The organism is Paraburkholderia sp. Clong3 (genome assembly GCF_050436485.1).
Taxonomy (GTDB): domain Bacteria; phylum Pseudomonadota; class Gammaproteobacteria; order Burkholderiales; family Burkholderiaceae; genus Paraburkholderia; species Paraburkholderia tuberum.
The window spans coordinates 49,688-61,977 of sequence record NZ_JBNDMH010000004.1 but is presented as its reverse complement, the minus strand read 5'-3'; the positions used below and the strand labels follow the sequence as shown (position 1 = coordinate 61,977).

Sequence of the window (12,290 nt, the reverse complement as noted above, 5' to 3'; positions counted from 1 at the left end):
ATGGTGTGACAGTTCATGGCGCGCGGCGCCAGCGATGAACGACGTACCCTGCGATGAAGCTCAGCAGTAGTGGCGCAGATTGATCATCGTATAGGCAAGCGTCTTGAACGCGTAATGCACATCACTGATCAACTGGTTGTTAGTTTCTCGAGATCATTGCATTTGTCTGGGAGCGGCGCCGGGCCTGGGTTGGGGATCGGCGAAGCCAGATCGGTTAGAGTCCAGATTTCTGGACGCAGCGAATGACGGGAAACCCATGCTGGCAGGCAATTCCAGTGAATTTAAGCCTTGAGCAGTTCGAACAGTTTGTCTTGCCGCATCTGCGCCGTAGTCGGCGCGGACCGCCGCCCACGCTGGCCTTGCACACGATCTTCAACTACATCCTGCGGGTGCTGTACATGGGGTGCCAGTGGAAGTGCTGCCGATCGAAAGGGATGCCAAAGGGCTGCCTGAAATCCGCTACACGCGCATTTACCGGATCATGCGCCGCTGGCGCGCCGATGGCAGCATCGACCGGATCTTTTCTGGCTCGGTGCGCAAGCTTCATGAGGACCAGCTCCTTGACCTCACGGTCATTCATGGTGACGGCACGACCACGGCGGCGAAGAAAGGTGGCGACAACCTCGGGTACAGCGGTCACAAGCACCTGAAAGGCGACAAGGTGGTGGCCTTTTGTGATCGCCACTGCAACATCATCGCGCCGTTCATCTGCGCTGCGGGTAACCGCAACGAATCGCCCTTGCTGCGTGATGCGCTACCACGGCTGAGCGAGATGGCCCGCGCCATTGGCATGGACCTGCAAGGCGCCACCGTCAGCCTGGATGGCGTCTACGACTGCCGGGCCAACCGCCGTGCGATCTTCAATCGCGGCATGACCCCGAACATCCCGCAGAACCCGCGCGGGCGCAAAACACCGAAGCGCGGTCGCAAGCAGATCTTCGAGCCGGCCATCTTCGAGGAGCGCTTCAGGACCATTGAGCGCGTCTTTGCCTGGGAAGACAAGTTTCGCCGCCTGTTGCTGCGCTTCGAACGCATCAGTGATGTGCATTACCGCGTTCAAGACGCTTGCCTATACGATGATCAATCTGCGCCACTACTGCTGAGCTTCATCGCAGGGTACGTCGTTCATCGCTGGCGCCGCGCGCCATGAACTGTCACACCATATCTGTTTCCATCCTGACCCTATTGTCGCCTTCGACAAACCGATAGCCCCATTTCCCGCAACTATCGATCCTGCTTCACCGACTCTCACCTGTCGCTGACATCATGCACGCCCGCACAAAAGCGAAACCAGCAACAAGTTGATCTATTCTGAAGTTTTCGGAGTGAGGGCCATTTGCATAGGCAAGTGTCCTAGCGTCGAGCTGCAATTCGGCATAGCTGGCAGGATACTTAGCCGCTGGCCACGTTCCTGGTCGCAGACAGGTGAAGGCCCAACGATGTCAATACTTTGAGTACCGTGGCGAATTCCGGATTGCCTTCGCTACTTAGCGCGCGATAAAGGCTTTCGCGAGCGAGGCCGGTTTCTTTCGCGACGTTGCTCATACCTCGCATCTTCGCTAGGCCGCCGAGAGCCTTTATCGCAGCAGCCGGATCAGCCTCTGCCAGTGCGGCATCGAGGGAGGCGGCCAGTTCATCCTCAGATGAGCTGGCCGCGGGTGTAACCGATTGCTCCGCGTCGAAATCGCACCCGCTTGCTTCAGTGGCTTCCTCGTGTGCGCCGAGCAAGCTAGCTTGCGTGCTTGGTTGCCATTCTTCTGGCGTAGCGCGATCACGTATATCGTGTACCAACTCGGCGTTGCAGCGACTCAGGAAACTCTCCCAATCGCTTCGCGTCTTGATGTTGATCGCGCGCTTCTCAGGCACGCTGAAAAGCACCGCGATTTTGTTGGAAAGCACCAGTCGCAGCACATTGAGAACTGTGCCGGGGCTCTTGCCGTCCCAAATCATCAGACCGAAATCGGCTTCGCGAGCCATCTCGCGATCCTTGGCGGCGTAGAACTGGAAGCCCTTGAGATGCTTCGGCGCATCGACCTTGTGAGTTGCCCAATGACCGAGGTTGTTACGGAAACTCTCACCAGAGCAAAACACGGTCACCTTGTCGTAGGCGGCTTCGCTGAAATACTTTTGCACGGCTTTATCGGCGCCGTTGGCGTCTCCAACGATGACGCGATGGCCGCTGTTTATGACGTTGTCGAGTCTCTGCTTAATCTCGACCGGTAGTCGTGAGACATGGCGTGAGCCGCCGATGAAAATCGTGTTCATCATCGGTTCCTCCGGGTTTTGGTGATGGTGTACGCGCACACACTCCTGGCGCGGCCTTGTTGCAGGAGCACGTCGGTGATTGCGTTCATCGTCGTGCCGGAACGAAACAGGTCATCAAAGAGCAGGATGTTCTTGTTAGTAGTGTTCGCGGGGTCAACGGCATATAGACCAGCGACCAGCCTCATACGCTCGTCGGGGTCGGTTACCCCTTTTAGCTGCGTTGTCGCACGTGTCGTGCCAATGCATTCGAGAACGGGCAACCCCACCGTATTAGCAATTCCGTGTGCTAGGACGAGCACAGGTTGCACGGCTCGGGCGGTCGACGGCGGTACGGGAATCATGGCGTCGAATAGTCCCCGGTGCGGGTGAAGGTATGCGGCGGCCGCCTCAATGATGCCGTTCGCTGCCTCTTGATCGCCGTGATATTTGAATTGATATAGCAACTCCGCTATCTCGGGCCGCAGCGTATCAAATTGCATATGGCCGGCTTCGTCATATCCAATCGGCGTGCTGCTCGTGGTGTGGAGATCCAGCGCAATGTCGGAGCGGAAATGGCCTTCGATTTTTTGCGGGTGAATAGGGACCACGAGCAAGCTCCAGCGCCATAACAAAACCAAGTGTAGCCCGTAGGTTACACCCCTTGCAAGCTGTCCCGTTCGGAGGCCGGACGTCCCCTCGTAGGTAGATCGATAACCGCTGTCTTGCTCGAAGTGGCTTTTCCAGCCTGTAAATAGCGCGGTGCGAGGGCCCACGGGGGTTAGCTATTGCGGTTGGGGTCCGAGTTTGTGATTTTCGATAACATATCGTATCATAACAATCATAACGTAACGTATCAACAGGATCCGAGATGGGACGCGAAGCCACCATTACCGCCGAGCAGGTCAATGCCATCGTCGACGCGATGAAGGTTGAGGGCATCAAGCCAACGTCGCGCGCCGTGCGTGAGCGCTTGGGAAATACCGGCAGCATGGGCACGATTAACAAGCTCCTGCAGCAACGGAAAGCGGGGCAGGCTCGACAGGCAACGGCAGTGCTCACGCTCCCGCCCGCGCTTCAAAAGGCACTGATCGACTTCATGGACGCGGAGCTCACCGCTGCTCGCGCGACGCTCGAAGCCGAGCTCGCGGAACAGCAGCAGGAAGCGGCCGACCTCGCCACAGAGAACGAGCGACTGGCCGAACTCATCGCCGCTCGCGACGAAGAGCTTGAAGCGCTCGCGATCGAGAAGGCCGAAGCGGAAGGGAAGGCCGGCCAGCTTTCAGCGGACCTCGACACCGCCCGCGATGAAGCCACGCGCGAGCGTCATGCAGCCGAGCTCGCGAGAACGGAGCTCGCCAAGGCGCAGTTGCGCCTTGAAGCGATGCCGCGACTCGAAGGCGACCTCGCGGCCGTGCGCGGCGAGCTCGACACCGAACGACAGGCTCGTGTGGCGGCAGAGCAGTCGGCCGCCGTGCTTGCCGCACAGAAAGATGATTTGACCGCTCGCCTGATTGACGTCGGCTCGCGACGTGAGCGCACCGAAGAGATGCTATCTGCGCAGCAGCAGCGCAACGACAAGCTCTCTACCGAGCTCGCCGACACGCGTGCATCGCTGCAGGCGACCGAGGCCCGCGCAAAGGCATTCGAGCGTGAAGTGGCCACCGCGACAGCAGATGCCGAGCGTGCTCGAGCAGTGGCCAAAACAGCCGGCGAGCAGGCGGCTCAACTGCGTGGCCAATTCGAAGCATCGCGACCGGCGCAGCCGGCGCGCAAGCGTTCGACAGAGTGACCGACGCGCTAATAGGCGGACCGATAGTCATTACCCTGCGCGAAGCGATTCTCCCAATGCTGAAAATAGCGTTGAGCAAGGGCCAGGGCCGCGTTGTTCCAGACAACCAGCACATTCTCCGAGTTGCGGCTGGCCGTTGACGCGGAGTAGTTGAACGAGCCGGTCTGAACGTGCCGCCCGTCAACGACGACATATTTGTCGTGATTGATAGCTTAACGGTCGATGGTGCGGGTTGGGATGCCGGCGTTGACGAGCAGGTTCAGCGCCTGTTGCGAAGTCTTCGACCGGTTGCCCTTGTCATCCACCACGACCGCCACGTCAACACCGCGGCGTTCCGCATCGAGCAGCCCGCGAACCACCTTCGGCGACGTGAACGAATAGCCTGCGAGCCGGATCGACGTGTGCGCGGAATCAATGACTTTCAGTGCGGGGTCCCCTTGATTTCGGTGCAGTTTGCCGGCGTAGGACGATCTAGCTGCGACGAGGGTTAGCGCTCCGCCTCCAAAACAATAATCAATCAAATCAGCCACTTCCTGACTGGTCTTTCTGCTCTTCCTCAACACCTCTGCGCCGGGCCCCAGCGGGCGTAGGCGTGCATTCGCCGGCACGGTCGAGCCTACATGGCGGCGATAAAGGACGGACGCAAAGCCGCACGCGGAGCGCAGCCCAACGGGCGAGCACCGAACGGGTGCCGCGGCCGGCGAAGCGCATCCTTGAGCGGGAACGGTCAAGGGCTACGGTCGCGTTTGGGACGACGAGCTCAGGGACTGGTGGCATGCGGATACGTGAGGCAGCACGAGCTCGCCGTGCGGCGAGCGCCCCTTCGAGCGGCCCAAAGGCCGCGAGACTGGACAGGCAGGCCCGCGTGTCGCGGCATCAACGCGACACGCGGTTTGCGCTATCCTTTCCGGGAGATTTTTTGGAGATAGGCGATGCCGATCCTGATTCGAGCGCAGGGCGGGAAAATCAAGGTGATCCGGAAAGTGAAAGCAGCGGATACCGGCCGATTTCGACAGCGTGTCGTCGGCACGTTCGTGGCGAACGATCCCGTACGCGTCGCTGCTCGAGTTGCTCGACAAGAGCGAGCGCCGGGCGTTGGAGGCCTGGCTCGGCGCGTATCGCACGCGGCCGAGATTGAGCGCGCGCGTAGCGTTGACTGATGCCTCAGCGCGGCATGCATCGATCGTCGATGCGCTGGGCGTCGCTGCGGATACCTTGGCACCGCCTGAGGCGGACCGTATCTGGGAACAGCTCCACGCGATTGCACGAACGCTACGGCGTGCGGGCCATCGTCGGCCACGGCGGTCGCGTTCGCCTCAGATTTCAGTGGCCGGTCAGAGAGACTCGGTTGATGAATTGGCGATGGCCGAGTAACTCGATACGGTCATGTGGCGCGGCGGCCGGGCTTGATCTTGCCGCCATCGTGAAACGCAGGTAGACGAGGTTGCTCCGCCCATGAACGAGAAAGAAACGGAACCGAGCTTGGGCCAACGCCGCTTCACGGTCTCGTTCGACGAACCGATGCGCGTGGCGACTGGCGGCATGCTTGCTCGCCTGGATCTGGCCGTGGAAACGTATGGCAGGCTGAACGACAGTCGCGATAACGCGATCATGATTTGCCATGGACTGACGGGAAATCAGAATGCGGCCGGAGCCCCGCTTCCCGGCGGGCCGCCGCAGCCATGGTGGCAACTGGCGATCGGCCCGGGCCGGATGTTCGATACCGATCGCCACTTCGTCGTCTGTGCGAACGTGCCAGGCGGATGCGCCGGATCGACTGGGCCGGCAGCCACGGATCCGCATACCGGCCGGCCTTTCGGCATGCGCTTTCCGCGCGTCACCATGGCGGACATGGCCGATGCATGGGTCAGATTGCAGGATCGCCTGGACATTCCCCGTTTTCGCGCAGTCGCCGGCGGCTGCATGGGTGGCTTCCAGGTACTGGAATTCGCGCGACGTCATCCGACTCGCTTGTCGTGCGCGATCGCCATCAGCGCGACGCCGTTCACGTCCGCGTACACCATCGCGTTGTGGGAGCTGATGCGGCAGGCGATCTACGCCGATCCCGCCTGGCAGGGCGGCGATTATTACGGACACACGCAGGGGCCGCTGGCCGGCATGGGGCTGGGTGCGATGATCGGGTCCGTGCTGTGGCTCGACCGGGACACGCTGGCGGAAAAGTTCGGCAGGCGCCGGGCCGATTCACCGGCGGCCGATGGCGGTGTGCCGCCGCTCGCGTTTCCGGCACCCGAATTCGCCGTCGAAGCCTTTCTTGCCCGCGTGCGCGCGAACGCAAGCCTGCGCTTCGATCCCAATTCGCTGATCTGCCTGACCAAAGCGATGGATCTGTTCGATCTGGCGGACGGATATCCCGACCTGCCGTCCGGCGTGTCGGCCATCGACAAGCCGATGCTGCTGGTGTCCTACGAATCGGACTGGCGCTACCCGCGTGCCGAGATCGCGCGGCTCGCGGATGCGATCGCGAGCAACGGCACCGCCGTCTCCCATCATCATCTGACCAGCCCGTTCGGGCACGGGGCTTACCAATTCGACGTCAGCGCGCTGGCGCCGGTCGTGGCCGGTTTTCTACAGGCCATGTCGTGAATCGCGCTTGGCGACGAGATGGCTGCAGCTCATGTGCACGTGCCCGGTCAGTTCCGATCCGATAAGCCGTTGCGCGGCGAGGCGCAGTCCCGAGATGCCGATCGCCTCGGTAAAGCGGTCCAGGGTGACCAGATACTGGCCGGAAAATCCGTGCAGCGCCTCCATCACGGCCGTCATACTGCGCCCCGACAGGGCCGCCGCCGCATCGACCGTGAGTGCGTGCGGCTCGAGCGCGATCATGCCGTGACGCAAGAGATAGGGGCGCCAGCGCCGAAAGAAACGAACGAGATCGTCCTGCGCGGCGGACGCATCGACGAGGCTGCCGTCGGGCCGCGCGAAGATTCCGTCACCGGCATTCGCACCCGGAAGGCCGGCGCGCGCGCCGTGCCGTTCCGCATGCGCCGCCTCCGATGGCGACGCGTCAACCAGTTCCCGGTCGTGGATGACTGACTTGTTGACATGGAGCGCATCGGCAAAATCGATTCCGTCGACGGCGAGACGCGCGGCAATGGCGTCCGGGTACGAGATGTCTCCGCGTATCAGTACGTGCTTCGCTCCGCAAGTTGCCAGCGTGCGCTTCGCCGCCTGCTCCGCCACCGGATTGTTTTCGACGCCGACCAGCAGAAGATTTTCCGCGGCGTCCGCCGAAGCGGGGTCGCCCGCAATGGCACGAAGCAAACTCACCAGTAACGTCGCTTCGCCGCAGCCAACGTCGACGACGACCCGTGGCCGGCTGTCCCCCCGGCTGCGATGAAAGAGCGGCACGACCATTGCCGACAGGATAGGCGCGCAGCTGCGCTGGAACACTTCGGTCGAGAAGCGAATGTCGGCGGCACGGTCCAGGTGACGCTCCGTCGCGTCGCCGCTGCGTGCCAGCGCGATGCCCGGATCGCCGAACAGGAGCGAGTCCATGCGGGTCAACATCGGCAGGTAGGACAGCGGATAGCGGAACTGCCCGGAAAAGGCGGCCGCCATGCGGCCTTCCGTTGTCAACTGCGGGGCCGCCGCCGGTCCGTCGACCCAGCCGAGCCATCGCAGCGCCGCATGCCGGCCCGCGGCGCCGACGGGCCAAACATCGGCCGGCAACGGGAAGGATTCAGGCCGAAACGGCGGCAAGCACCCGCTATCAGCGAGCGTCAGAAGCGTCGGCGCCGCCACGAACGCGAGCAATTCAGTCGCGATGCGGTCGGGGAAATCGCTGGCCACTCTCCAGGCTCGCAGCAGGAGGGCCATCGCGCGCAGCGCGTTGCCTGGCTCGCCAGCCAGCAGCGCGTGACACAGGTCCAGCAGGGCGGGCACGTGACGATAGTCGTCCAGCCGCCTCAACCAGTCGTGATTCGCCGCGTCTCCCGGTGTCAGCCGGCCCTGCTGCGCCAGCGCACGCCGGGCGACGCCGACTAAACCGGGATTGCGCGATGACGCGGACGGGACGTCCGTATCCGCGCGCGCGACCACTGCATCGTGACGGATCAGGCTGTCAATCGCCGGAGCGATGGCCAGTCCTTCCGCCATATGGCAAATCTGCCGCCAGACCCGCGCCTGGCGGGCTTGCAGTTCGGACGCCGATGACGGCGCGCTATGATCACGCGAAGGAGCTGTACGCATCGTTCACTGAGTGGACACGGTTGAATGGACTGCGGTGAGTTTGCCGACGACACGAACGGGGCAATCATGAGCGTCTCCAGAACTTCCCTCCCGCCGGGCGGAGAAGCCCTGTCGCAACACGTTCGCGACGCGTGGACGTCGGGGCGGCGAGAGGACGCCAGAACGCTCGCCGATCGGCTGGCCGAGGCCGCGGCCGAGCGCGGCGACGCAGCGGGATTGCACCTGGCTGCGGCCGTCGCGCTGGCGTGCGGTCTGCCGGAACTGGCGCTTGCCCGGCTCGACGCCGCGTTGCCGCTGGTTCAGGCGGCGGGATCGGCGCCGTTGTGGAACGATCGAGGCCGCGCGTTGCTTGCGTTGGGGCGGGCGGCGAGCGCGGCAAACGACTTTCGTCGCGCGCTCGCCGTCGATCCAGGCCTCGTGGCGACGCGCTTCAACCTTGGCGCGGCCCTCGCGGCGCAAGGCGACCTGGATGCCGCCATCGCGCAGGCACGTTGCTGCATCGCCGATGCGCCGGAATTTGCGCCGGCCTATCCGTTGCTCGCGAGCTGGCTCGCGGATCGCGGCGAACACGCCGCGGCGCTCCCGCTGTTGTTCGACGCGGTGCGACGCTGGCCGGCCGATCTGTCTGTCCGTTCGCGACTGGTCGATCTGCTGAAGTCTCATCCGGACGCCATCGTGCGTTCGGCCGACGACGAAGCGCCGCTCGTCGCGCTGTTGCGTGATGCGGACGTCGACGCACAGCAACTGACGGCGGCGGGATGGCTGCAACAGGCGCGCGACCCCGGCCTGGCACGCCTGATCGGCGCGGATGGGCACGCCGAGGATCCGGCGGCACTGGCGTCGCTGCTGAATGCGCGTCCCCTTGCGCTGGAACTGATTTCGCAGGGCTTGCCGCCCAATCGAACGATCGAGCGCATGCTGTCCCGGGTGCGGCGATGGCTGCTGCTGTCGCACGAGAGCGATCGCTATCCGGCGTTGTGCTGGGCGTTGGCGGCTCAATGCCGGCTGAATGGCGGCGCGTGGCCGGTGCCGGCCGACGAAGCGGCGCGCTGCAGGCTGGATGCGGCCCGATCGATCTGCGAAGCGTATCCGGACATCGAACCGGCGCACACGGCGCAGGGCGTCGAATCGGGCGACGTTGCCGCACGTCTGCGTGCGCAGTACGAAGCGCATGCCTACCCGGTCTGGCAGCGCATCACGCGCAGGCCGCCGCAAGGCTTTGCCGGATTCTGCGGACCGTTCCGCCACGCGTCGTCCCCGGCGCCCCGCGGGCGGCCCCGGATCCTCGTGGCGGGTTGCGGCACGGGACGACATGCGGCGCAACTGGCATCGGCGATGCCCGACGCCGACATCGTTGCCATCGACGTCAGCACCGCCAGTTTGCGATATGCGGAAGCACGGGCGAGGGCGCTGAGGATCTCGACGATTTCGTTCGCATGCGTGGACTTGCACGATGCGGCGTCGCTGGGCGGGGCCTTCGACCACATCGAATGCGGCGGCGTGCTGCATCATCTGGCCGATCCCGAGGCCGGCTGGCGCGCGCTGATGCCGACGCTGGCGCCCGGCGGCACGATGCGGATCGGGTTGTACAGCTCGCTGGCCCGCCGCGGCGTGGCGGCGGCGCGCCAGCGCATCGCGGACCTGGTCGTTCCGCCATGCGATGACGATGCGTTGCGGGCGGCGCGCGCCCGGCTGCTTGCCCTTCCTCATGACGATGCCCTCGCATCGGTCTGGCGCTACACCGATTTCTATAGCCTGGCCGGCTTTCGGGATCTGATGGTCAATGAACATGAAGATCCGTTCGACATTCCCCGCATCGCCCGCGCATTGACGGCGCTGGGGCTGGCATTCCTCGGTTTCGATCAGGTCGATCCGGACATCCATGCGTGCAAGCGCGCGTTGCTCACCGCGGACGACGATTCGGATCTCGCCGGATGGGCCGCGTTCGAAGAGATTTATCCCGATACCTTTCGCGCGATGTACCAATTCTGGTGTCGGCCGGCATGACGCAACGCGTTCCCGTGGAATGCCGCCGTCATTCCGCCAGCAGCAGCCCCGACGATTCGGGGCCGGCCGTGATGTAGCCGCCGGGAAAGCGTTGGCGGGCCGGCAAGGCCGGTACGTCGCCGTTGACCGGCAGCGACAGGTATTTTTCGCCGAGGGCGAGCAGCCACCGGTTGCCGATCAGCGCGTCCCATTCTCCCGGCGCGAGCCGGCCTCGGTCGATCTGCGCCGATGTCGCTCCGCCGTCGCACAGCGCCAGTATCCCGGCTGCCGCCGCCGACACCTGGCTCACGCGCTGGCGCGCGCAGGGACGCGTATCGAGCACCGTGGCGCCGCCGTCGGCGCGCGGGGTAATGCACAGCAGCGGCTTGGCGGCGGCGTCGTGAAGCTGCCGCCAGGCGGTCACGGCCTGATGACACAGGGCAAGGCCGCTGCCGGGCTCGATCGGCGGGCTCGCGCCCGGAATCGAGTCGCCGGTCGTTTGCAGGCGCGCCTTGCCGAGGGTGTCGAAGTTGTAGCAAAGCTGGGCGAGCGGCTGCTCCGCCAACGGGTAGATGTAGCGGTAGGGCCACGCGGGCGCAATGTTCAGCTCGTAAAGCTCGGGCGTTTTCTGGTACGGGCTGAATCGTTCGACGCGAATCCGCACCATCGCCTGCGGCGGCTGCAGGTGGACGAGGGCCGGGATCAGCCCGGCCATGTCGCGGTAATCGTCATCGTTCTCCTGGGGAAGATCGAACAGGATGTTCCAGGACACGGACAAGCCGTCTTCCCGCGCCCATTTGAGCAGGCGCGTGTTGATCAGCGCCGTCGTTCCCTTTGCCATCTGCTTCAGCAGATTGTCGTTCAGGCTCTCGATGCCGGGCTGGATCCAGGCGATGCCGGCATCGCGCATCAGCGCGACCTGGTCGCGACGAAGGTTGGCTTTGGTTTCGTAGAAGATCTGCCAGTCGCCGGCGTGGTCTTCGCGCAAACGAGGCAGCACGGTCTTGAAATAATCGAGGTCGATGATGTTGTCGACCACCATGAAACGGTTGATGCCGTGCCGGTCCGCGAGCGTCGAGAATTCTCCGATTGCCCGTTCCGGCGACTTGGCGCGAAACGCCGTCGAACTCCCGTTCAGGCCGCAGAACGTGCAGTGCCGCACGGCGCCCCACCAGCAGCCTCGCGCCGTCTCGATCGGGAGGCCGGGGCGGATCAGGTCGCGCAATGGCGAATGCGACAAGCGGCGGAAATAGTCCCGGTAATCGGGAATCGGGCTGCCGTCCAGCCGCTCGACGCGCGCCCGCCCGATGCCAGCGGGCGGGGCGACGCCCGCCGGCCCCCCGCGTCCCAGGACACCGGCCGGAAGCAGGGCCGGCGGGGTCTTGGCGCGGTATCGCAGCGCATTGGCGACCAGGTCAGGCAACAGTTCATCGGCTTCGCCGGACACCACGTAGTCGACAAAGGGGAAATTGCGCCACGTCGCGAGCCCCATCTCTTCTTCGCAGTTCGCACCGCCGATCAGCGTGACGATGTCGGGATCCGCATGCTTCAGGTGCCGCAGCAGCGCAAGGGCGGCGCAGTGCTGCTGGAACATCGAGCTGACGCCGACGATCTTTGGGCGCCGCGCCACGATTTCGCGCACGGTGCGGGCGATGAACGCCTCGGCCAGCCGGCGCACGGGCCACAGTTGCGCCGCGATTTCGCGCGCGGCGGCTTCGGCGACGGACGGCTTCAGTATCTCGCCAAGCGTGCGCATGTAACCGTCGTGATCGCTCTCCGCGCCGGGAAACGCGGCGCCGGCAAAGGTCCATTCCCCGGCCATTTCTCGCGACAGTCGGGAAATCGCGTCATAGACGGGCAAGCCGATCTGCTCGGCGAACGTGATGTTCGCGTAGTGGACGCCCGCCGAAAAGCCGTGATCGACGAGCACCTGCTTCAACAGCCCGAGCGCGATGGACGGACGTTCGATTGCGCCATAGGGCAGATAGACGAACAGGACGTCGCACGGGCCATCGTCGGCGTCGTCGTGGTGGTTCGATCCAGGGTCGGCGTCCATCCGCAT

9 protein-coding genes and 1 pseudogene are annotated in these 12,290 nt (G+C 64.2%); 5 read left to right on the top strand and 5 right to left on the bottom strand.

Features of this window, described 5'->3' with window-relative positions:
• Positions 1-409: 409 nt before the first annotated feature.
• On the top strand, positions 410-1,150 hold the full coding sequence (locus OKW30_RS38235; protein ID WP_429349276.1) for a transposase: 741 nt from the start codon (positions 410-412) through the stop codon (positions 1,148-1,150).
• Positions 1,151-1,392: 242 nt separating this feature from the next.
• On the opposite strand, the gene OKW30_RS38230 is transcribed toward OKW30_RS38235, so the two are convergent.
• Both OKW30_RS38230 and OKW30_RS38225 read right to left on the bottom strand, forming a co-directional pair.
• On the bottom strand, positions 1,393-2,268 hold the full coding sequence (locus OKW30_RS38230; RefSeq protein ID WP_429349275.1) for an addiction module antidote protein: 876 nt from the start codon (positions 2,266-2,268) through the stop codon (positions 1,393-1,395).
• Positions 2,265-2,852: a ComF family protein gene (locus OKW30_RS38225; RefSeq protein ID WP_429349274.1), complete on the bottom strand. Its 588-nt coding sequence runs from the start codon at positions 2,850-2,852 to the stop codon at positions 2,265-2,267. The genes OKW30_RS38230 and OKW30_RS38225 overlap by 4 nt, the downstream gene beginning before the upstream one ends.
• Before the next feature lie 260 nt (positions 2,853-3,112).
• Between OKW30_RS38225 and OKW30_RS38220 the strand changes: the two genes are divergently transcribed.
• Positions 3,113-4,033, top strand: a complete 921-nt coding sequence (locus tag OKW30_RS38220; protein ID WP_429349273.1) for a DNA-binding protein — start codon at positions 3,113-3,115, stop codon at positions 4,031-4,033.
• Positions 4,034-4,041: 8 nt separating this feature from the next.
• On the opposite strand, the pseudogene OKW30_RS38215 reads toward OKW30_RS38220, so the two are convergent.
• Positions 4,042-4,458, bottom strand: a pseudogene (locus tag OKW30_RS38215) (phospholipase D-like domain-containing protein); the annotation flags it as partial.
• A 507-nt stretch (positions 4,459-4,965) separates the two neighbouring features.
• On the opposite strand from OKW30_RS38215, the gene OKW30_RS38210 reads away from it, so the two are divergent.
• Together OKW30_RS38210 and metX are read left to right on the top strand one after the other, a co-directional pair.
• Complete coding sequence (locus tag OKW30_RS38210) at positions 4,966-5,193, top strand: hypothetical protein (RefSeq protein ID WP_429349272.1); 228 nt, start codon at positions 4,966-4,968, stop codon at positions 5,191-5,193.
• Between the two features lie 295 nt (positions 5,194-5,488).
• Complete coding sequence (gene metX / locus OKW30_RS38205; protein WP_429349271.1) at positions 5,489-6,637, top strand: homoserine O-acetyltransferase MetX; 1,149 nt, start codon at positions 5,489-5,491, stop codon at positions 6,635-6,637.
• On the opposite strand, the gene OKW30_RS38200 is transcribed toward metX, so the two are convergent.
• A complete protein-coding gene (locus OKW30_RS38200) occupies positions 6,620-8,149 on the bottom strand; it encodes a hypothetical protein (protein WP_429349270.1) in 1,530 nt (509 codons plus the stop codon). The two genes, metX and OKW30_RS38200, sit on opposite strands and share 18 nt — an antisense overlap.
• Positions 8,150-8,308: 159 nt before the next feature.
• On the opposite strand from OKW30_RS38200, the gene OKW30_RS38195 reads away from it, so the two are divergent.
• Positions 8,309-10,249 carry a methyltransferase domain-containing protein gene (locus tag OKW30_RS38195; RefSeq protein ID WP_429349269.1) on the top strand — a complete coding sequence of 647 codons (1,941 nt, stop codon included), beginning with the start codon at positions 8,309-8,311 and terminating at the stop codon, positions 10,247-10,249.
• A gap of 28 nt (positions 10,250-10,277) precedes the next feature.
• Here the strand turns inward: OKW30_RS38195 and OKW30_RS38190 are convergent, their stop codons facing one another.
• On the bottom strand, positions 10,278-12,284 hold the full coding sequence (locus OKW30_RS38190) for a RiPP maturation radical SAM C-methyltransferase (RefSeq protein WP_429349610.1): 2,007 nt from the start codon (positions 12,282-12,284) through the stop codon (positions 10,278-10,280).
• Between the last annotated feature and the right edge of the window lie 6 nt (positions 12,285-12,290).

What these genes read in the sequence shown, in the direction of transcription:
- OKW30_RS38230 (WP_429349275.1), bottom strand. Translation starts at nt 2,268, where the DNA reads ATGATGAACACGATTTTCATCGGCGGCTCACGCCATGTCTCACGACTA.
- OKW30_RS38220 (WP_429349273.1), top strand. Translation starts at nt 3,113, where the DNA reads ATGGGACGCGAAGCCACCATTACCGCCGAGCAGGTCAATGCCATCGTC.
- OKW30_RS38210 (WP_429349272.1), top strand. Translation starts at nt 4,966, where the DNA reads ATGCCGATCCTGATTCGAGCGCAGGGCGGGAAAATCAAGGTGATCCGG.
- metX (WP_429349271.1), top strand. Translation starts at nt 5,489, where the DNA reads ATGAACGAGAAAGAAACGGAACCGAGCTTGGGCCAACGCCGCTTCACG.
- OKW30_RS38200 (WP_429349270.1), bottom strand. Translation starts at nt 8,149, where the DNA reads ATGGCGGAAGGACTGGCCATCGCTCCGGCGATTGACAGCCTGATCCGT.
- OKW30_RS38195 (WP_429349269.1), top strand. Translation starts at nt 8,309, where the DNA reads ATGAGCGTCTCCAGAACTTCCCTCCCGCCGGGCGGAGAAGCCCTGTCG.
- OKW30_RS38190 (WP_429349610.1), bottom strand. Translation starts at nt 12,284, where the DNA reads ATGGACGCCGACCCTGGATCGAACCACCACGACGACGCCGACGATGGC.